Origin of the sequence: Advenella kashmirensis WT001, assembly GCF_000219915.2 — a bacterium.
In the GTDB taxonomy this organism is placed as follows: domain Bacteria; phylum Pseudomonadota; class Gammaproteobacteria; order Burkholderiales; family Burkholderiaceae_B; genus Advenella; species Advenella kashmirensis.
In genome coordinates, this window is the sequence record NC_017964.1 from 764,961 (window position 1) to 784,888 (window position 19,928).

Here is a 19,928-nt window from a genome sequence, read left to right on the forward strand (position 1 = left end):
CAGGGGCTACGCGGGGGGCAGCGTTGATTGCCTTGACGTATGCGTGCCACTGCGGCAGTTGAGTCAATGGTTTGTGAGAATCCAGTTCAGTATTCAAGTTGTTCCTGCCAAAAACAGTTCAGGGTTAAAGCTTTTCGTGCCAGCGCCAAGTATACCGTAAGGTATTAATGCGAATGATTCTTCTTACTTTGGGGAAACCCCCTGAAATAGGGTGTTGCCAACAATACGATGCCTTTTCAATTCTTTGATTGCTGTGCGGCGAAGTGTGGCTTTTAAGCGGTAAACTAGCTGCTTTATTTCCCGATCCGTAGTGTAATGCATGTCGTATATTACATGGATCAGTACTGAAACGTGAATGAACTAATTCCAGCCCGCCGGTTTGACCGTTTTTTTGAGCAACTCCTGTTTTCCAGGGTGTTTTCAATCGTGATCGGGTGGAGCCTGTGCGTTGCACTGCCGTATGTGCTGATGTGGGGGCCGCGCGCGGTCTGGTCGCCCGATAACGGCCAGGTCACTGCGGCACTGGTCACTACGCTCGCGCTGGTCCTGTCCAATGTGGCTGTCTTTCGCCTGCTGACCCGTTACCCGGGGGGGCGAAACGCCGCGTTGGTCGCGCCCCAGGTCATGGTAATCTATCTGATCCTGTCGCTGATCGTATTGGTGTTTCGCCTGGAAGTATCTCGATATCTGCTGTTTGCCAGCGGTATTGTGGCCTTGTTCTGGCTGCATATCGAATTTATGGCGCTGCAGCACCTAAAAAAGGTCAAACTTGCGGTGATCGACATGGGGCGTGCTGCCGAGCTGACCAAGATTCCGTTTATCGATACGCGCATTCTGAAGGCACCGGACCTCCAGGAAGTCCGTTATGACGGCGTGGTGGCCGATTTCGATGCCATTGACGGCACCTGGGAGCGTTTCCTGACACGTTGCGTGCTCAAAGGCACGGCCGTCTACAATGCCAAGCATTTGCTGGAATCGCTCACGGGCCGGGTATCGATTCGTAAAATGTCTGAAAACGATATCGGGTCCTTGTTGCCTAGTCGCAATTATGAGCGACTGAAATTTCTGTTCGATATGGTTATTGTTCTGCTTACCTTGCCGCTGGTGCTGATTGTATGCGCGGTCACGGCGGTGTGTATCCGGCTGGACAGCCTGGTCCGATCCTGTATACCCAGACCCGCATTGGTCGCGGCAACCGGCCCTTTACCGTATACAAGTTTCGCAGCATGATCTGTACTGGCGAAGAAACCGAGGCCTTTGCACAGGCAGATGATGGTCGCATTACCCGGGTGGGTCGTGTTATCAGGATGCTGCGCATTGACGAATTGCCGCAGTACATCAATGTGATCCGTGGTGAAATGAGCCTGATCGGTCCGCGCCCGGAGCAACCCAGCTTTGTCGAACAGTTTGACGAGCTGATTCCGTTCTATAGCTATCGGCACGTGCTCAAGCCCGGCATCACGGGCTGGGCACAAGTGCGTTCCGGTTACGCGGCCGACGTTGATGAAACGCAGATCAAGATAGAACATGATTTTTATTACATCAAGAACGCCTCCTTTGCACTGGATATTTATATAATTTTCCTGACGGTCAAGACAATGCTGACAGGGTATGGGGCTCGCTGAACGGGCTTCAAGGCCATCGACATGTACCGGTTTGCCGATGGCCAGCAGGCAATGGCAATGACAAATTCTATCCATTGTTTTTCTACTCAGTCATAACGGGAAGTACATGACTATTGATTATTCAATTGTTCTCAATTTACACAACGAGGCACCGTATCTCAAACGGACGCTGCGCTCGCTCGCCCAGGCCGCTGAATTCGCCCGCCATAAAGGACTCACGTCCGAGCTTATTCTGGTGCTCGATAGCGCCGATGAGGCCACGCGCAATTGGGTTGAGAAAGCCGACTATTCAGAGTTCGACTCGCATAAAATCCTGCATGTTACGAATCGCTCTCTGGGACTATCGCGCAATGATGGCATTGCAGCTGCCGGCGGCGAGTATATTACGACGGCAGATGCCGACGATCTTGTGTCTTATAATTTCTTTGTCCAGATGCACCAGGCCTTGCTGGAGCATGGAAAGAATACGATTATTTGTCCGGAACACGTCTGCTCGTTTGGCGACCGTATCTATTGGGGACAATACACCTCCAGCGAGGATGTGACCAATATTATGTTGTTCGGCGCCAACTCATATGTATCCCGCATTGGTTGCCACCGCTCGGTATTTGATAATTTGCAGTTTATAGATGCACGTGGCGGTATGAAAGCGTTTGAAGATTGGCATTTCAATTGTGAAGCTGTGGCCGCGGGGTACCGGTTTGACGTTGCCAGCGATACCATCTTGTTTTACAGACAGCGTCGCAATAGCATCATGACCACATCCCACGGTCGAATTATTCCATTTTCCAGGCTCTTCATGCCGAGTGTTTTTGTGCAGCGGTGTGCTGATGACTACCGGCGTGTTGACGGCAGAAAATGGTTCGACGGGTTCGATAGCGAACGCAGGCGAGAACAGTTGCTGGCATCGGAAGTCATACTCGAGTCATTTGCTGCTGCCAACCACATCGAGCCGAAGATCGATCTGGAGCTTGTACGGAGACTCAATGTTGGCACTTCAAAAGGCGGACCGCTTTCGCCTGGATGTGCCTATTATGAAGCGGTCAAGGACCTGGACGATACTCAGTTTACCGACGTGGTACTGTTTCCGTTTGTTTCCAGAGGAGGAGGGGAAAAATATATACTTGATGTGGTAAAAGCGATGGTCAAGCTGGAGCCGTCCAAGCGCATCCTGATTCTTTGCGGCGAAAAATACCAGGAGCATGCACTCCATCTGCTCCCAGAGCAGTGTACCTTTATCGATTTATATGACATATGTTCACGCTGGCAGTTAAGTGATATCTACATCATTACACTTCGACTCATCCAGGCGGTGGCCGGCGCCAGTATGCTACATATCAAATCGTGTCCTTATGCATTTACATTCTTTGAGCGGTTTTCTGCAGAATTGACCAATCAAGCAGTATTTTATTATTTCAGCAACGCTGTATATCCGGACCGCGGTGTCAATTTTGTTGATGGCAGCAGTTTGTATTTCATTTCGGAATTTGCTCCCCATCTGTCGCACATCGTTTCAGATCAGCCTGCGTCCATTCGCTACGCGGAGCAACGGCTTGACATTGACGAGCTCAAGCGTGAAACGTTATTTGCCAAATGCGCCAGTCATTTGCGACCTGACGACCTGAAAGCATTTTCGCCAGTCAAGAGGCTGCTCTGGGCATCGCGTCTGGATTATGAAAAACGTCCTGAATTGATCCCTTCAATCGCTGCCCGGCTATTTGAATATGACCCAGCCATCGTGCTGGACGTCTACGGTCAAAGTGTATTTGTGGAAAATAGAAATCAGCTGGCCTCTCTTCCCAATGTTGTCTATAAGGGCGGGTTCACACGGTTCGCCGATTTGCATGCGGCCGGATATGACGCGCTTATCTACACCAGCCGATTTGACGGTTTGCCCAATATTCTGCTGGAAGCCATGGCAGAGGGATTGCTGGTGATTGCACCGAATGTGGGAGGAATCTCCGAGATTGTATATAGCAATGAAACCGGAATACTGATCGATAATGATTTTGACGACGCGACAATGGCCGATCGTTATCTGGATGCGATCCGAAAGCTTTATGACGATTCCATTGATATCGATCAGTTAAGAAAAGACGCGCTGTCTCTTGTTCTGGAGCGCCACAGCGAACAGGCATATATGACACGTGTAAAAGAAATATTTGATTTGGCGGACGGATCACATGAATAACCAATCAGGCAGCATACAACAGCGCAGTATCATTGAAAAACGACTTGAGCTTCAAAGCGAGATCACAGGGTGTGAACCGCTGATTAGCGCTCTGAAAAAGTTTGCGGAAAACAACGCGGTCTATTTGCCCAGTGCGGGCAATTTTGGCGATGGCCTGATCGGACTGGGGACCTTATGCCTCTTTGAAACAATCGGCATTAATCCGAAAATACACGATTTCCTGGCCGATTCGGTCCCACCCCAGGCCGGACATATCATTGTGGGCGGTGGCGGCGGCTGGCTTGATGGTCTCTGGAACCATTATGCAAAAATCCTCGATGGTTATTTAGCGCAAGGTGGGCAGGTACTGATTCTGCCTAGCACGGTCAAAGGCTTTGAGTCTTTTTTTGAAAAATACGCCAGCCAGATCACCATCTTTGCCCGGGAGCGTGTGTCCTACGCTCATCTTAAGGCGATCAGCGGCATGCAGGATCGGGTGTTTCTTTGTCATGATCTGGCATTCGCCACTGATTGGTCGGCATTCAAGATTCATGGAGTCGAACATCGGAGCGGGCGATTAAATATGTTTCGTGAAGATGAGGAGGCCAGAAGTGCGGCTCATTACACGCATAACTATGATCTTTCCCTTTTGTGGAACAGCCAGTCCTGGTTCGATAAGGACATGTGCCAGAGGCGCCTCTCGCCGCTGCTTGAACTGATGTCACAATTTGAGCAAATTCACTCCGACAGACTGCATATGTCCATTCTGGGCACTTTGATGGGTTGTGACGTGACCATGCATCCCAGCGGGTATTTCAAGAACAGGGCGGTCTATGATTACTCCTTGTCGCGGTTCCCAAATGTGACCTTCACCGGCCGCAAGCCGGACGAGAACGGGGGCACGGGCAGTGTATCGAGGGCCCATGACCCGCAGGATCTGCAGGCTGTCGAGCATGCTGCGGCTGATAATGCAGCGCTCAATGCGTCGCTGGCCGACCTGACAGGCAAGTACCGTCTGCTGAATGAACAATTGCAGGATACCCGGGAGCGCAATCTCAATTACGCTTATCGACTCGACATGCTTTCAAGGCAATTGGATGAAAGTGCCCAGGCGCTGATCGAAGCGCGACCCAGCCCACAGCAGCAGGCCTTTTTGGATTCCCGTGGCTATCGCTTATGGGTACGTTATAACCGACTATATGAGAACGAGCGTAGCGGGCCGGTCCTGCGAAAATTGCGGTCCGCTGGCGGGCGCATTCTGCGCGGGCTCGGGATCTTGAAGTAGCGCTATTGCGTCGATCGGCGCAATACGCGCCGGTAGATGAAAGCCCGGACTTGATTTGGCACCAGCCGGACGGGTACCCGGCTGGCAATATTGACCGCCAAACGGGGCAGGGAGAGAAATCCCTTTCGGTAGAATCCATACTGGAATCGTATTTCGTTCCATGCATATTTCCAGCCCCCACGCCGGCGAAACATATTATCGCCGGCTCGCGCATAAACCAATATCATAGGCAGATTGGCCATCGTCTGCGCTTGCATTATCATGCGAATCCATAATGCATAGTCCTCATAAAGCGGATCATTCTGATAATTGCCGGCGGCAAGGACGGCAGATTTCCTGAACATGACGGTCATGTGATTGAATGGGTTGCGCGTTTTGGCGTAGCGGTAAATCGCGTTCTGCTCCAGAGGTACAATGCGCGAGGCGTATGCGTGTTCGCGCCCGGATTCGAATTCCTGGATCTGGCCGCCCAGCAGCGAGGTTTCCGGATGCGCCGCAATGTAGGCCAGTTGTTGCTCAAAACGTGTTGCGCTGCATATATCGTCGCTGTCGAAACGGGCGATCCATTCTTCCCGGCACGCGAGGACGCCGGCATTGAGCGCTGGCCCCAGGCCCTGGTTAACCGGCAAAGAGACCAGATCCAGCGCAAGATGCTCTGAATATTGCTCAAGTACGCGATCCAGTTCCGGAGTGACCGGACCATCCCTGACCACCACCACCTGGGTTGGCCGACAACTGCTGCCCACAACACTGTCCAGCGCCTGCGCCAGAAATTCGGGGCTGTCTTTTTTATATACAGCCATTAGCAGCGAAAAGGAAATGGGGCGGGTCATTGTTGGTATCGGCGTCAAAATCGTAAGCGTACAACAGTAGCGAAATTTTTCAGACCGGATTCCCAGCCAGTGTGCTATAAACTGAACAAGTGTATCCGGGTGTAAGTTTTGTGCTGCGTCCTTGATTGTAAATCGGGCAGCGCAACGATGCGATTCGGACCAGCCGTCGTCGGGGCCTTGTATGCAATTGCGGGCTGTTGTTCCGACACGGCCACCGGTGTGCAGTTCGCAAAATCAAACCAAAGAGGGACATGAGTCAGCAAAGACTATGAAAGAACATACAGCCCCGACTATCGCCGTCATTGTACCGTGCTATAACGAAGCGGCGGCCATTGGCACCGTCATCCGCGATTTCGCGGCGGCGCTCCCTCAGGCGGAGATTTATGTTTTTGATAATAACTCCCAGGACAATACGGCAGGGGTGGCCCGGGCAGCCGGGGCGCATGTCTTCCATGTCAGGGAAAAAGGCAAGGGCAATGTGGTTCGACGTATGTTCGCCGATGTACAGGCCGATATCTACATCATGGTCGATGGTGATGCAACTTATCACGCGGCCTCGGCGCCGGCTATGGTGGAAAAATTGCTGGACGAGCACCTGGATATGCTGGTGGGGTGTCGCGTTGATGAAGGCGCCAAAGCCAACTACCGCAAGGGGCACCGATTCGGCAACCGCATGCTGACCGGCTCGGTGATGCAGATATTCGGTGGCCAGTTCACCGATATGCTTTCGGGCTACCGGGTTTTTTCCCGGCGATTTGCAAAATCGTTCCCCAGCCTGTCCTCTGGTTTTGAAATTGAGACTGAACTGACCGTTCATGCGCTGGAAAATGCCATGCCGTATGGCGAGATGGACACGCCTTACGGTGCGCGACCCGAGGGTTCTGACAGCAAGTTGTGTACCTATAAGGACGGCATTCGCATAGCCCGAACCATTGTGCGTTTATATATGTTCGAGCGGCCACTGGCGTGTCTGTCCATTCTGGCGGCCGCTTTTGCGTTGAGCGCACTTGGCCTGACCATTCCGCTATTTCTGACCTGGCTGGAAACGGGGCTGGTGCCGCGACTGCCCACGGCGGTTGCAGCTACCGGCCTGTCTATTTTCGCCATGCAGCTGTTTGTTGCGGGGATTATTCTGGACTCCATTGGTAAAAGCCGGCGGGAAATGCGCCGGTTTGCCTATCTGGCCATCCCAATTTTATCCAGAACGCCAAAATGAGGCCGTTGTTGCGGGAGTTCCTGTTGTTCGGTATGGTGGGCGTAGCTGGCTTTGTTGCCGACACTGCTGTGTTGTATCTGTTCAGAGACAGTGTGGGCAATTACTGGGCCAGGACTATTTCCTTTCCCTGCGCCGTGTTCGTCACCTGGATACTGAACCGCAACCTGACCTTTCGCAGCAAGTCGTCCAACAAGGCGCCCTGGCATGAGTTTGTACATTATTTTGCCATGATGATTGCCGGCGGCGCAGTCAATTATCTGACCTATGCCGCTCTGGTAACCTGGTCGCCCACCGTGCGACAGTTTCCCGTTTTCGGGGTCGCGGCGGGCAGTGTGGCCGGTATGTTTGTCAATTATCTGCAATTGCGGCTGGGAATGTATAAATATGCTAAAAACGCCATTTCCCGGTAAACCGCTGTGTTGGTGGGATCTGATCCCTGTTCTGGGTTTCATCGTGTGCGCACTGGCTTTTTATCCGGGCATCATGACTCCGGATTCGCTGGATCAGCTTGCCCAGGCCAATACCCAATCCTTCAATGACTGGCATCCACCCATGATGGCTTGGTTGTGGTCGGGTCTGAATTTGGTGTTTCCGGCAGCGTCAGGCTTCCTCTTTTTTGATCTGTTTTTGCTGTGGTTCGGATTGGTCTGCGTCAGACGCAGTGTAGAACATCGCTATGCGCCATTTGTCTACCTGCTCGGTTTTTTGCCGTTCGTGATCAATCTATCCGGTGTAATCTGGAAGGATGTGGCAACCGCCTATGCGCTGCTGTGGGCGACCATTATGATGCTTCAACCACCATCGCGCAGCCGTTTGGCGCTGTTTTCCGTGTTCATTTTCGTTGCCATCGGCGTTCGCTATAATTCGCTTTTTTCGTGCCTGCCGCTGATCGTAGGCTATTTCTGGCAATCGTTCGCAAGGTGCCAGGTTTCTTATAAATGGGCGCGCGTACTCGCCCTGTCTTGCGCATTTTTTATAGCGCAGCTAACGTGCCTGAATCTGTTCAATTATCATTTTCTAAATACCACCAAAGGCACGCCGCAAATTGTCATTATGGTGGACGATCTGACTTATATGTCAACACAGATGGGGCATTCGCTGGTACCGGGGGTAGACCTGGAGACGGTGACCCGCAGTTCACAGGTGGCGGTGAGCGACAATATCTTCCGCTACGGCCAGGGGCTCGATTATGAGGCCGTCAAGGCCAGCTGGAAAGCGGTAGTCCGCGAGCATCCGTGGATGTACCTGCAGTTTCGTGGCAAAGTCTTTCTGCGCTTTCTGGGGTTCTCGCTGGCCCCCCCATTCCAGCTGCACGAGCCCAGCTATGGTTACTGGCTCGATCACTCCTACCAGAGCAATCAGACCAATGAGATACGCCATATGCTGGGCTTGTATGTCAATTCGCTGGCACAGTTGGTCCCGGTTTTCTTTACCGGGGCATTGTGGCTGGCGGTGGCGGCGTTCACGTTCTGCCTGAGCGTTGCTTCCAGGCTGCCGTACCGCACAGTGACCCTTTCCCTGTCATTGTCAGCAGGTATCAACCTGATGTCCTATGTGCTGGTGGCAAACGCGCCTTTTTTTCGGTATTACTACTGGAGTATCGTCGCAGGTTCGCTCGCCGTCCTTCTGCTTTTGATCGGATTTGCCCAGCAACGCAGGCAATTGGCTGGGAATGCTGTCAGCCAATTGTAAGAATTGGGCTACCTGAGTGGGGTGGCGCTGGGGGCTGAAACCTGCTGTAATCAGTACGGCCCCAATATTTGCTGCGCTGCCCAAGGGTTTTACGTTATCCAGGGGACATATTGTAAAATCCATCCCTGTCAGCGCTCGGCAAGCGCTTTGCGCGTCCGGCATTGCAAATCGCAATGTTCGCGCGGGGCTATCGCGATTTGCGGCGCATTTCTGCCTGCGCTTTATCTATGGCTGGACGCGAACAGATAAATAATTCCGCTGGCGGGCAACCGGCCTGCAGCGCCATCGTCAGGCAATTCGGCAGATATATGGCGAATCTGGCTTTTTTTGGATGAGTTTACATTACATGTTTTTGTTCAATATCAATCGGGGTATGAGCGATATCCGCGCGGGTCTTCAGCATCATCACATTTGGATGCTATTGGCCTGGCTTGAAATCAAGCAGCGCTATAACCGCTCAAAAATCGGGCCATTCTGGCTCACTATCAGTATGGGTGTGATGGTTGCCGCATTGGGCGTCATCTACGGTGCGCTGTTCAAGATGAATTTGCGTGATTACCTGCCGATGCTGGCTATCGGACTGGTAATCTGGTCTTTTATATCGCTAACCATTACCGATGGTTGCAACACCTATATTGCCTCGACCAATTATCTGAAGCAGATATCGTTGCCGCGGTCCATTTTCATTTTGCAGACAATCTGGCGTAATCTGATCGTACTGGCGCACAACTTTGTGATCGTCGTGCTGGTGCTGATCGGTTTTCAGATTTCGTTCTGGCACACCTTGCATTTGTTTGTCCTGGGCATGCTGTTGCTGCTATGGAACCTGTGGTGGATCTGCACAGTGGCTTCTCTGGTCTGCGCCCGTTTTCGAGATGTCCCGCAGATTGTCATCAGTATTTTGCAGGTCATCTTTTATGTCACGCCTATTCTGTTCAAAAAAGATATGCTGGACAAATACCCATGGATTATTGATTTCAACCCGTTCGCCCATCTGATCGAAATCATTCGCTCCCCGCTGCTGGGTGAATATCCCAGTATCGAAAACTGGATAGTGTGCCTGGTGATGGCGGTGGCCGGAACCGTATTGGCTATTTTCATGCACGGCCGTTACCGTGCCCGCGTTCCTTTCTGGGTGTAATCATGACCGCATACATAAAAGCAGAAAATCTTAACGTCGAGATGCCGGTGTACGACCTTAGCGGTCGTTCCATGAAGTTGCGCGTACTGGGTTCGCTCAAAAACGATCGTTTGCGCTCGGATCACGGTATTACAGTTGTCAAGGCGCTGCAGGACCTTCATTTCGAATTTGGCAATGGCGACCGGGTCGGGCTGGTCGGCCGCAACGGCGCCGGCAAATCGACGCTGCTCAGGGTCCTGGCAGGCATTTACGAACCAACCAACGGTACCCTCATCACCAAGGGACGCGCAGTGGCGCTGCTCGATATGGGGCTGGGTATGGACGAGACGCTCAGCGGTTATGACAATATTCGCCTGCGTGGTACGCTGTTGGGTATGTCCACCGCTGAGATCAAGGAAAAAACCGAAGAAATCGCCGATTTTACCGATCTGAACGATTATCTGTATCTGCCTATCCGAACCTATTCATCGGGTATGCGTATCCGTCTGGCGTTTGCCATTTCAACGGCCCTCGATCCGGAAATCCTGCTGCTTGATGAAGTGATTGGGGTAGGCGACGCGGCCTTTCTGGACAAAGCTAATAAGCGACTCAAGGAATTTCAGCAGCGTGCCAAGATCGTTTTTGTCGCCTCGCATTCGAACCAGGTCATCCGCGATATGTGCAACAAGGCGATCTGGCTTGATGCCGGCAAGCAAATGATGGTGGGACCGGTAGAAGAGGTGATCTCTGCCTACGAGCAGTCGTTTTGAATGTGCGGCCCGGGATAGATATGAAAAAGAAGCTGGCGTTTGTCGTTGATATACGTGGCTGGGCATTTGATATTATTGCCAGTCATGTCAAGCAGCAGCTGTCGGATGATTACGAGGTCACTCTGTATTACTGGGCCGACTACCCGATTGCCTCCCATCTTCTGCAGAAAATGGCAGGCGATGGTATTGCGCATGCGCACTTTTTTTTCCGGGAGCACCTGAAAGTCATTTTTGAAACGGTAGGGGCAAAGTCCAAAGCAGCGGCGCACCTGAATAGCCTTGTCGTTACGACGCATATCCCGGACTATCTTTACCACTCGACAGATGAGCTGATCGAGCGAAAATTGGTGTTTGATTTCGTGAATGGTTACTTCGTAACCAATGCCGATCTCAAACAGCTTTATGACAGCCAGGATTTCTTCGCTAGACCTGACGGTATTGTCATTGACTGGCCGATCAGCCAGGCGGAGGTATCTGGCGGACAAGCTACGCCGGTTGGTGCCAACGGTCCCATTAAAATCATGTGGACTGGTAATTCCAAATGGGGTGAGTACGCGGGCTATCGCGACTACAAGGGGCTGGAGTCCATTATTAAGCCAGCAATCGACCGGTTGCAACAGGAAGGATTTCCGGTTGCACTGACAGTAATCGATTCGGCACAGCAGAAACGTTCACGTGATGAAGTATTGTCGACGCTGGCGCAACAGGATATTCTTCTGGTTGCCTCGTTGGCTGAAGGAACGCCGCTGACGCTGATCGAAGCGATGAGTCTTGGCGTCGCCGTTGTCTCCACGCCCGTTGGCATCGCCCGGGAAGTACTGCCCGCCCAGTATCTGAAAGAGGCAGTCATCGAGCGCAGCGCCGAGCAGTTTTATATGACGCTCAAGTCGCTGGTGCAGTCACGACATCGCATTTCTGCGATGAAACAGGCCAATCTGCACGCATTCCAGCAACAGTTTGCCCCTGCAGGGCCGCTTAAGGCACAATGGTCGCAGTTTCTGAAGACGGCGGCTGCCAGGACGGTACCTCTGGCCACACGCCAGAAAAGCTACAGTATCAACCGCAGTATGCTGCGACAATATGCCATTAATGGCGCCAGAACATTTGTGTTTTTTCTTAAGCGCGCTGGTCTGGTGCGGACCATTGATCGCGTATTTCCCAAAGCCGCCATATGGTATAACCGCCTCTTGCACGGCAATAGCGCATCGATATTTGGCGCTAGCGGCGCTCATCGTGCAGCCCAATATGAAACTGTAGAGAAGGCCTACAGAGCTACGCTTGAACAGCACAGTTCAGATCGACCGGTGGTGATCTATGCACCTATGTGGAAGGGTGTGGCTGCTTCCACTGAAAGCCTGTTTGCCGATGGGCGATTCCGTTTTCCTTACTTTGACGATGAATATCCGGAGGTGGTCAATCATCCTCAATTGGAGATGGCGATCGAGACACTTCTTGATTATTCTCCCAAACAAATCATCTATAGCGGCGGCTCTGTCATTCACATCACCATGGCGGAAAAAGTTCGCGAACGCGCGCCGCAGATTCAGCAGTATTTTCTGTGGCATGGTTCGCCGGCGCAATGGGTTGAGCCCAGCCAGTTGGAACACTTCAACTTGTGGCACAAACTATATAACAGTCGTGTTATTGATGGCGTGATATCAGTCAAGCCTGATCTGGAAAAAATTCTCACTGTGATTGGCATTAAAAGCTTCGGGCTGATCAATCCGATTCCGGATTTGCGTCGCCAGTTCACGCTGCCGGTTACCCAGCGTGCCGACGATGGGGTGGCCCATATTGGCGTTTTTTCAGCTGTCAGTTCCTGGTACAAAAATCCGTTTGTGCAGCTGCTGGCCACACTTGGGCAAGAAAACTGGACTCTGCATACCAATGTGCCGCGCATTACTTTCAAGGATCTGGATTTTCGACAACTGGGTCGAATGGAATCTTACGAGCAATTGCCGCGCCCGCAGTTTATCGCCCTGCTGGCGTCGCTGGATTTGAATCTGTATGTGACTAATACAGAATGTTCTCCGATGGTAGTGCTCGAATGCAGCGCGCTGGGCGTGCCATGCATTGTCGGCCCCGCTGGCGATATTTTCTCGGGCATTTCCGATGAGCTGGCCGGATATCTGGTTGAGCCCTGCGTAGATAATGCCTACGCCATTTATGTCAGGATGAAGCGTGTGCTGGCCAACAAGGCGCATATCCAGTCCCTGTTGCAAGATTTTGTGCCTAAGTACAATGCGCAATGGTCCGATCTGATGGACGGATTTTACCTGACGCTTGAGCAGGAACGACAAGTGGCCCCCATATCCGCCCCGGCTGATGTGACGGTGACTGACACGGGCGCTGTCGCCAGGCACTGAGCGATGTTCTCCCGGGGGGATGTCAGTGTTGTTGCCAGCGCTCTTCATACGGACACAATACGCGTGCTGTTGAAGCAGACCCACCGCCTGGGGCAGCGTGGGGAAATCAGCCAGGCGAGACGCCAGTCATGCACGAGTCTTATACGCCCTGCGGCAATGTATTTGCTGCAATTGGATACAAGCCGGTTGCCGGTTAGGCACGAGCCGGAACAATTGATAAGGATTCCACACAATATTTACAGATGCATATATGGTACCGGGGATGTGCCGTCATCGATTTGTATTAACATAGTCCCGGTTATTCAATAAAGAAAGGCCCTGATGTCCCTGTTTTCAACGACCTCCAAAACGCAGTCCGCATCCTACGAACCTGGTGTTGATGGTCTTCGCGCCCTTGCGGTCATTGCCGTCCTGTTTTTTCATGCAGGCTTTCAGGCGTTCAGTGGCGGTTATGTCGGGGTTGATGTCTTCTTTGTCATTTCGGGTTACCTGATCACCGGAATTTTGCTCAACAGTTGTATTGAAGGCAAATTCTCGTTTTTGCGCTTTATGGCCCGGCGTGTTGCCCGCCTGTATCCAGCCCTGCTGTTGACGCTGGTGTTGTGCCTGATTGCCGGATTCCTGCTGTTCTCGCCAGACGACTATGTTGCCCTGGCCGACTCCAGCGTATTCGCCCTGTTTTCTGTCTCCAATTTCCGATTCTGGCTGGTGTCGGGGTATTTCGATACCTCATCAGAAACCAATCCGCTGCTGCACACCTGGTCACTCGGTGTGGAGCAGCAGTTTTACCTGATCTGGCCGTTTGTTATTTTTCTGGTCTATCGGCTCAAACCTGCCTTGTTGCCATGGGTGCTATTGGCGCTGGGGGCGGTGTCACTTGCGCTGTCGCAATGGTATTTGTCAGTAGACACATCGGCCAATTATTATCTGACTCCCTTTCGGGTGTTTGAATTTGCCATCGGCGGCCTGATGGTATTTGCAGTGGATTATCGCAAGCGGCATACGCCAGGCGTGATCCTGTACGAAATCATCATGGCGGTTGGCATCGCACTGCTGCTGTACAGTATCTTTGTCTATGACAAAACCACAACTTTCCCGGGACTGCATGCATTGGTGCCCGCAATTGGCGCGGCCCTGTGCATCTATGCGAGCCCGGCAAAGTACCTGGGTAATATTTTCAGAAATCGCGCCATGGTCACGGTGGGGCTGATCTCCTACTCAATGTACCTGATCCACTGGCCGCTGATTGTTTTCTACAAATATTATATTTACCGGCCGCTGCTGTTGTCCGAAAGATGGGCACTGGTGATTGCGCCGTTTATTCTGGGCTATTTGATGTATGTGCTGGTGGAAAACCGGTATCGCCGTGTTGATCTGTACAGTTGGTATTTCAAACAGACCATCCAGCGCGTGTTTGCGCTTGCACTGATCCTCGTTCCCGCGCTCATGATCATGACCAGCAACGGTATGAGTTTTCGGATGAATGATTATTTCGCCGAGCATATGGCCAATTCCCCCCGGTTCCATGAAGAACAATATGGTGGAGCGGGGTTTGCCATGGGCAGCCAGGTATTGGGAGACGCCAATGGCCGACGCAAATCGGCCGTTCTGCTGGGGGACAGTTATGCCAGGCAGTACGCCTTCGGCTTGAATCAGATCCTGGCGGCCAATAAAAAGTGGGTGGATACCTCATTTGAAGACGGCTGCTTTTTTGGACCCGGTTACACGCGCCTGCTCGATGGCGTGCCTCGCAAGGATTGCGTGGAACGGCTGGAGTATGCCCTGGAAGAGGCCAAGCTGTCCAAGGTACCTTTGCTATACGCAGTAAGCTATCAGAATTACCAGAAAACCATGGGTACGCCAGATGGCAAGCGCGTGGATTTCCCTGATACCGAGACCTATATCCGCTTTCTGGAAAAAAACTTCGATGCCATTCATGAGCGGATCGGCCTGGCCAATACCCTAGTCATAATCGGTACGCCACCGGGCGCCGGCTCGCAGGTAGGGCTTGCCTCCTGCGTTGACCGGCCGGGCTACCTGCCGCTGGTGTGTGCCAAGTATCTGGAACTCAATGAGAAAAAGGGCAATGCGTATGCGCTGAACCGCAGTCTGGAAAAATATGCGCAAAGCCATAAGAACGTCGAATTCATCAATCCCTATTCGGTATTGTGCGAGGAGGGACGCTGTGTGACCATGATCGAGCGCAAACAGTTTCTGTATTCCGATGGGACGCATTTATCCAAACAGGGGTCGGCATTTGTCATACAGGGCTTGTGGCCCAGACTCAAGGCTATTTTCGAAAAGTAATGCCTGATAATGTTCGGCCCATTGCATATATGGACCGCGTCAGGCAGGCAATTGAATGAATCTGTGCCGGTGTAATGGGTCATCGCCTGGCCCTGGACAGACCACGGGCGGCTGGCTTGCTCTGTGGCCCAACACAAGCGGCCGGTGCGCCGCTTTCGGGTACATCCTGCCCGGCAACCGGTTCCCATGGATACCAGACGTTGGGCTGACAGGTTTGCTGTTACTGCACTTAGTGTTCCTGTATTTTGCGGATCAACCCTTCCTGAGTGGTGGAAGCGATCATGTCGCCCTTGCTGTTGTATATATGTGCCCGGCAAAATCCACGGGCATTGCTGGCGCTGGGCGACTCCAGGGAGTAGAGCAGCCATTCGTCCATGCGAAACGCGCGGTGGAACCAGATGGCATGGTCAATGGTGGCCATTTGCATGCTTTTGGAAAACGGTGTCTGGTTATGCGGCAGCAACGAGGTAAACAGCAGATAGAAATCTGATGTATAGGCTAGCATGGCACGGTGTAGCAGCGGATTGTTGGGCAGCTTGTCTGCGGCGCGAAACCAGATGTGGGCCTGCGGATCGTAATTGCCTGGCTTGAGCATATGGGTGGGCTCGACCGGCCGCATTTCTATGGCAAAATCCCGTCCGACCAGGCTGGCCAGGCGTTTGGGCAACTTATGCTCAAAATCTGCAATGAGCTGTTTTTCATTTTTCAAAGAATCGGGCGGCGCCACCACGGGTGCCGGGGTTTGGTGCTGAAAACCCGGTTCTTCGCCCTGGAAACTGCTGCTCATAATGAAAATGGGCTGGTCCAGTTGCGAGGCAATCACGCGCCTGGCTGAAAAACTGCCCCCGTCACGGGTGCGTTCCACTTCGAAGCGTATCGGTTTGCTGGTATCGCCCGGGCGCAGGAAGTAGGAATGCAACGAATGCACGGCGCGACCCGGGCTGACCGTCAGCGACGCAGCCATCAGGGATTGTCCCAGCACTTGTCCGCCAAAAATACGGCCTGTACCAAAGATGTCGGTGCTTATACCATTGAAAACGTCATTACCCAGTGACTCGACCTGAAGTTGTTCAATAAGGTCTGGCAGTACGTTCTGATTATCCATAGATGTTCATTTTGACAAATGAGAGGAAAGTCCGATTCTAGCAGAAGAGTTCGGACGATAGCGTGCAGATTGGCGATAATTATGGCCGTGCTGCGCTACTGCAGCCAATAGTTTTTGCAGCTCGATACAATTTTGGACAGGCCTTAATAACCCGCTTTATAATTCCGGTGACGCTAAGTCCCCGCCTTGTTATATGCTTTACGGAAAAGGAACACCGAATGCCACATTTCATCCAGAATAAATTGGCAAGCCCTGTTTTTCTGACATTCATATTGGCGCTGGTGGCAATGCCACTTGCCATTATGAGCACCCAAAGCGTTCCCAGTCCGCTTTTTTATTTTCTGCTTGTTTTGTCGCTGTTTATTGTGATCGCATTGCGTCCGGCGCAAAACACGTTCAGGCTCAAGACATTTTCGTGGTTGTTTGCCCTGTGTGCCGTCTTTGTTGTAGCCGTGGTGGTATCCGAACTGGTCAATGGCCGTAGCGACGGCGCCGGGTTTGAAAAAGCGCTGCGCTTTTCCGCCGGCCTGCCGCTGCTGGTGGCTGCCTGTTGCTATGTTCCCCGTCGCTGGCTGTCCTATTCTGTATTCGGTGTTTATGCTGCACTGGTGTTTGCCATTGCTTTCATCGTTGTTCTGGCCCTGCCCGATTTCATCCGACCCGAAACCAGTGCAGTATACAATGCCGTGGGCTATGGCGATCTCACATTTCTGCTCAGCGTGATCACGCTGTATTCCTGTAATGTGACGTTCACACGCTTTGCCAGAGCCGAAAAAATCCTCAAGATCCTGCTGGGACTGCTGGGTATCGCAGCCTTTGTACTTACTCAGACGCGCAGCGGCTGGGTGGCAGTGCCTTTTTTCCTGCTGTTTGGCATCATGATTCATATGCGGGAAAATAATCGCATGAGGCTGGCAGGCGTGTTTCTGCTTGGCTTGGTACTAGCCGCAGCTGTCACCCTGACCGTACCGGGTATCAAGGATCGGGTGCAGTTGGGCGAGAAAGAGTTCACGGAATGCATCACTACCGATAGTACCAAGCTGTCTTCCATCTGCATACGCTTGCAGTTGTGGCGTTCAACCGTTGCGATCTGGGAAGAGAATCCGTTGTTTGGGTCCGGCGCCAACAAGTATTTTTCCGAATTCATGAAGACGGAAGGCGTGCAGCGCGGGCTGGTTTCCGAAGTGGTGGCCAACCAATGGGGAGAGCCGCATAATGACTGGCTGCAGGCGCTAAGCAGTTATGGATTGTTTGGGGTACTGGGCCTGTTTTTGGTTTACTTTGCGCCGGCTGCCGTATTCGTCAAGCGAATGTTGCGCACTACGAACGAGGAGTTAAGAACCTACGCGGCAATGGGGGCTGCGGTCTGCGTCGGTTTTGCTGTCTTCGGCCTTTCGGAGCTGATGTTCCGCGGCTTGCGCACAATGGGGTTCTATACCGTCATTGTCGCCGTGTATCTGGCCCTGTCCACTAGAATCCGGGGGGTTGAACATTAATCAAGGTACATTTTCATGCGAGGCCGCCAAATACGTTATGTTGCGGACAGCAGATCGGGTTATGGCAGGTATATATTTCTATTGGCGCTCCAGTATTGTGGCGTCATGTGGCAAATCAGACAACAGTACAATAACCATGTTGTCTGATGATGGGGATTGAAAGACATATATGGGCGAACAAGAGAAGGTAGCTATCCTGATGGCGCCGCGTCTGGGCGATTCCTTGCTTATGATGGTGATTGCCAATAATTTTCGAAACAATGGCGCTCAGGTGTCCGTTTTTGGCGACTACATCTGGCAATTGCGCGATTGGTTTCCAGGGTTTGACATCCGTCGGTCGTTGACGCAGCAGCAGGCGCATACGGCGCTCAGTGGTTTTGATCGGGCCATACAAATGCATCCGGGCTGGCCGTTTGATCTGACTCAAGCCCACCCGAATGCGGTCATCTACGATGAGCATGTGATCATTACCGGCAAGGGCTTTGTCAAGGCCTATCAAATGCGTGATTTTTGCCGCGATTACTTTGGGCATACCGGCTGCACGCACACCAATGGCATGGTCGCGCCAGGCGGTGTTGAAAAAAACCGCTACCCAAGACGGGTGGTCATCCATCCGACTTCCACCGGCGCATTGCGCTGCTGGGCGCCAAAGCACTTTGGCCGACTGTCCACAGATTTGATAAAGGCGGGTTTTGAACCTGCCTTTATTGTGTCGCCAGCCGAGCGTGCAGACTGGCAATGGGTTACCGGCGTGGGAGCCGCCTTGCCGGATAATCCGGGACTCGCAGGCGTTGCCGGTTACATCCGGGAGTCGGGCTGGTTTATTGGTAATGAGTCGGGTATTGGCCATCTGGCATCGGCTACCGGTATTCCGGTGTTAACGCTGACCGGTCGCATGACCCGTACCCGGGCGTGGCGGCCGGCCTGGGGTATCTCGCGCATTGTTGCGCCATGGTATATTCCAGGGGGGCGGTTGCGCGACCGATACTGGCGTATTTTGCTTACGCCGCGGCACGTGATGTGGGCGTTTGGCAAATTGCGTTCAGACGCAGCCGCCGCCGATAGCGACACCAACATAACAGCCAAGGAAGCGGCCTGATTCAGGCAGCACAGCAACAAAGGGGTACACAATGAGTCTGGCCGAACAGTTTGCCGCCGTCAATGAACAGGTACGTCTGGCATGTGAACGCGCCGGCCGGGATCCGCAGCAGGTCGGCATCTTGCCAGTCTCCAAAACTTTTGGGCATGAGGTGGTACGTCAGGCCATGGCGCTGGGTCAGCGCCAGTTTGCCGAGAACCGGGTCCAGGAAATGAAGGAAAAGGCGCTGGCATTGAACGACTCGTCCATCGAATGGGTCGTGATTGGCTATCTGCAGACCAACAAGGTCAAGGAAGTGGTGCGCTATGCCAGCCAATTGCAATCGCTGGACCGGCTGGATCTGGCGCAGGCGCTGGACAAGCGATTGCAACAGGCTGGTCGCCGACTGGATGTGCTGGTGCAGGTCAAGTCGAGCGACGAAGAAAGTAAAACCGGCATGGCACCCGAACAGGTGCCGCAATTTCTCAAATCCATTCGCGACTATGACACCCTGAATGTGAAGGGCTTCATGACGGTCGCGGAAAATACCGATGTGCAGGAACGCATCAGGCACTGTTTCGCACGTGTGCGCCAGTTGCGTGACCAATGCCAGAATGAACTGGGCGACGCATTGCCGGTGCTCTCCATGGGCATGAGTGCAGATTTTGAGCTGGCGATACAGGAAGGGTCGACGCAGCTGCGCATAGGATCTGCACTTTTTGGTGAACGTCCCCCCTTGCGCTGACCCAACCGTGGGCAACCCGAGCTAGAACGCTCGGTATCAGGCTTCCGGGATAATACTGTGCTGCGAAGACTCGTGTTGAAGATCTCGGCAGCAATATCAAAGAAGAGATATCAGGGGACG

Annotated in this window: 16 protein-coding genes; 14 read left to right on the forward strand and 2 right to left on the reverse strand. The window is 52.7% G+C overall.

Annotated features, from left to right (window positions below):
- The first annotated feature begins 351 nt into the window (after nucleotides 1-351).
- The 4 genes from TKWG_RS23160 to TKWG_RS03620 all read left to right on the forward strand — a co-directional run bounded on the left by TKWG_RS23160 (nucleotide 352) and on the right by TKWG_RS03620 (nucleotide 5,080).
- Entirely contained in the window at nucleotides 352-1,230 is an 879-nt protein-coding gene (locus TKWG_RS23160) for a hypothetical protein (RefSeq protein ID WP_014749514.1), read from the forward strand.
- Nucleotides 1,116-1,625 (forward strand): sugar transferase, encoded by a 510-nt coding sequence (locus TKWG_RS21060; RefSeq protein WP_081489205.1) that lies wholly within the window; start codon nucleotides 1,116-1,118, stop codon nucleotides 1,623-1,625. Before TKWG_RS23160 ends, TKWG_RS21060 begins: the two co-directional genes overlap by 115 nt.
- A 106-nt stretch (nucleotides 1,626-1,731) precedes the next feature.
- A complete protein-coding gene (locus TKWG_RS03615) occupies nucleotides 1,732-3,816 on the forward strand; it encodes a glycosyltransferase (protein ID WP_014749516.1) in 2,085 nt (694 codons plus the stop codon).
- Nucleotides 3,809-5,080: a polysaccharide pyruvyl transferase family protein gene (locus TKWG_RS03620; RefSeq protein ID WP_014749517.1), complete on the forward strand. Its 1,272-nt coding sequence runs from the start codon at nucleotides 3,809-3,811 to the stop codon at nucleotides 5,078-5,080. Before TKWG_RS03615 ends, TKWG_RS03620 begins: the two co-directional genes overlap by 8 nt.
- A gap of 2 nt (nucleotides 5,081-5,082) precedes the next feature.
- Here TKWG_RS03620 and TKWG_RS03625 read toward each other — a convergent pair whose 3' ends face one another.
- On the reverse strand, nucleotides 5,083-5,913 hold the full coding sequence (locus tag TKWG_RS03625) for a glycosyltransferase (RefSeq protein ID WP_014749518.1): 831 nt from the start codon (nucleotides 5,911-5,913) through the stop codon (nucleotides 5,083-5,085).
- 268 nt (nucleotides 5,914-6,181) lie between these two features.
- Here TKWG_RS03625 and TKWG_RS03630 point away from each other — a divergent pair, with 268 nt between their 5' ends.
- The 7 genes from TKWG_RS03630 to TKWG_RS21065 all read left to right on the forward strand — a co-directional run bounded on the left by TKWG_RS03630 (nucleotide 6,182) and on the right by TKWG_RS21065 (nucleotide 15,384).
- The gene (locus TKWG_RS03630) at nucleotides 6,182-7,129 is read left to right on the forward strand and encodes a glycosyltransferase family 2 protein (protein ID WP_014749519.1); all 948 of its coding nucleotides are present in this window, start codon (nucleotides 6,182-6,184) and stop codon (nucleotides 7,127-7,129) included.
- Nucleotides 7,126-7,539 (forward strand): GtrA family protein, encoded by a 414-nt coding sequence (locus tag TKWG_RS03635; RefSeq protein ID WP_014749520.1) that lies wholly within the window; start codon nucleotides 7,126-7,128, stop codon nucleotides 7,537-7,539. The genes TKWG_RS03630 and TKWG_RS03635 overlap by 4 nt, the downstream gene beginning before the upstream one ends.
- On the forward strand, nucleotides 7,514-8,821 hold the full coding sequence (locus tag TKWG_RS03640) for a hypothetical protein (RefSeq protein ID WP_014749521.1): 1,308 nt from the start codon (nucleotides 7,514-7,516) through the stop codon (nucleotides 8,819-8,821). Before TKWG_RS03635 ends, TKWG_RS03640 begins: the two co-directional genes overlap by 26 nt.
- Before the next feature lie 331 nt (nucleotides 8,822-9,152).
- The gene (locus TKWG_RS03645; RefSeq protein WP_014749522.1) at nucleotides 9,153-9,962 is read left to right on the forward strand and encodes an ABC transporter permease; all 810 of its coding nucleotides are present in this window, start codon (nucleotides 9,153-9,155) and stop codon (nucleotides 9,960-9,962) included.
- Between the two features lie 2 nt (nucleotides 9,963-9,964).
- Nucleotides 9,965-10,711 (forward strand): ABC transporter ATP-binding protein, encoded by a 747-nt coding sequence (locus TKWG_RS03650; RefSeq protein ID WP_014749523.1) that lies wholly within the window; start codon nucleotides 9,965-9,967, stop codon nucleotides 10,709-10,711.
- Between the two features lie 20 nt (nucleotides 10,712-10,731).
- Nucleotides 10,732-13,077, forward strand: coding sequence for a glycosyltransferase (locus tag TKWG_RS03655; RefSeq protein ID WP_014749524.1), 2,346 nt, complete (start codon nucleotides 10,732-10,734; stop codon nucleotides 13,075-13,077).
- A 321-nt stretch (nucleotides 13,078-13,398) separates the two neighbouring features.
- Nucleotides 13,399-15,384, forward strand: coding sequence for an acyltransferase family protein (locus tag TKWG_RS21065; RefSeq protein ID WP_014749525.1), 1,986 nt, complete (start codon nucleotides 13,399-13,401; stop codon nucleotides 15,382-15,384).
- Between the two features lie 229 nt (nucleotides 15,385-15,613).
- On the opposite strand, the gene TKWG_RS03670 is transcribed toward TKWG_RS21065, so the two are convergent.
- Nucleotides 15,614-16,489, reverse strand: a complete 876-nt coding sequence (locus tag TKWG_RS03670; protein ID WP_014749526.1) for an acyl-CoA thioesterase — start codon at nucleotides 16,487-16,489, stop codon at nucleotides 15,614-15,616.
- 218 nt (nucleotides 16,490-16,707) lie between these two features.
- On the opposite strand from TKWG_RS03670, the gene TKWG_RS03675 reads away from it, so the two are divergent.
- The 3 genes from TKWG_RS03675 to TKWG_RS03685 all read left to right on the forward strand — a co-directional run bounded on the left by TKWG_RS03675 (nucleotide 16,708) and on the right by TKWG_RS03685 (nucleotide 19,808).
- Nucleotides 16,708-17,985: an O-antigen ligase family protein gene (locus TKWG_RS03675; RefSeq protein ID WP_014749527.1), complete on the forward strand. Its 1,278-nt coding sequence runs from the start codon at nucleotides 16,708-16,710 to the stop codon at nucleotides 17,983-17,985.
- A 169-nt stretch (nucleotides 17,986-18,154) separates the two neighbouring features.
- Nucleotides 18,155-19,084, forward strand: a complete 930-nt coding sequence (locus TKWG_RS03680; RefSeq protein ID WP_014749528.1) for a glycosyltransferase family 9 protein — start codon at nucleotides 18,155-18,157, stop codon at nucleotides 19,082-19,084.
- Nucleotides 19,085-19,115: 31 nt separating this feature from the next.
- Nucleotides 19,116-19,808, forward strand: coding sequence for a YggS family pyridoxal phosphate-dependent enzyme (locus tag TKWG_RS03685; RefSeq protein ID WP_014749529.1), 693 nt, complete (start codon nucleotides 19,116-19,118; stop codon nucleotides 19,806-19,808).
- Nucleotides 19,809-19,928: the final 120 nt, after the last annotated feature.

Coding starts and splice junctions, on each gene's coding strand:
- TKWG_RS21060 (WP_081489205.1), top strand. CDS start 1,116: ATGCGCGGTCACGGCGGTGTGTATCCGGCTGGACAGCCTGGTCCGATC.
- TKWG_RS03615 (WP_014749516.1), top strand. CDS start 1,732: ATGACTATTGATTATTCAATTGTTCTCAATTTACACAACGAGGCACCG.
- TKWG_RS03620 (WP_014749517.1), top strand. CDS start 3,809: ATGAATAACCAATCAGGCAGCATACAACAGCGCAGTATCATTGAAAAA.
- TKWG_RS03625 (WP_014749518.1), bottom strand. CDS start 5,913: ATGACCCGCCCCATTTCCTTTTCGCTGCTAATGGCTGTATATAAAAAA.
- TKWG_RS03630 (WP_014749519.1), top strand. CDS start 6,182: ATGAAAGAACATACAGCCCCGACTATCGCCGTCATTGTACCGTGCTAT.
- TKWG_RS03635 (WP_014749520.1), top strand. CDS start 7,126: ATGAGGCCGTTGTTGCGGGAGTTCCTGTTGTTCGGTATGGTGGGCGTA.
- TKWG_RS03640 (WP_014749521.1), top strand. CDS start 7,514: ATGCTAAAAACGCCATTTCCCGGTAAACCGCTGTGTTGGTGGGATCTG.
- TKWG_RS03645 (WP_014749522.1), top strand. CDS start 9,153: ATGAGTTTACATTACATGTTTTTGTTCAATATCAATCGGGGTATGAGC.
- TKWG_RS03650 (WP_014749523.1), top strand. CDS start 9,965: ATGACCGCATACATAAAAGCAGAAAATCTTAACGTCGAGATGCCGGTG.
- TKWG_RS03655 (WP_014749524.1), top strand. CDS start 10,732: ATGAAAAAGAAGCTGGCGTTTGTCGTTGATATACGTGGCTGGGCATTT.
- TKWG_RS21065 (WP_014749525.1), top strand. CDS start 13,399: ATGTCCCTGTTTTCAACGACCTCCAAAACGCAGTCCGCATCCTACGAA.
- TKWG_RS03670 (WP_014749526.1), bottom strand. CDS start 16,489: ATGGATAATCAGAACGTACTGCCAGACCTTATTGAACAACTTCAGGTC.
- TKWG_RS03675 (WP_014749527.1), top strand. CDS start 16,708: ATGCCACATTTCATCCAGAATAAATTGGCAAGCCCTGTTTTTCTGACA.
- TKWG_RS03680 (WP_014749528.1), top strand. CDS start 18,155: ATGGGCGAACAAGAGAAGGTAGCTATCCTGATGGCGCCGCGTCTGGGC.
- TKWG_RS03685 (WP_014749529.1), top strand. CDS start 19,116: ATGAGTCTGGCCGAACAGTTTGCCGCCGTCAATGAACAGGTACGTCTG.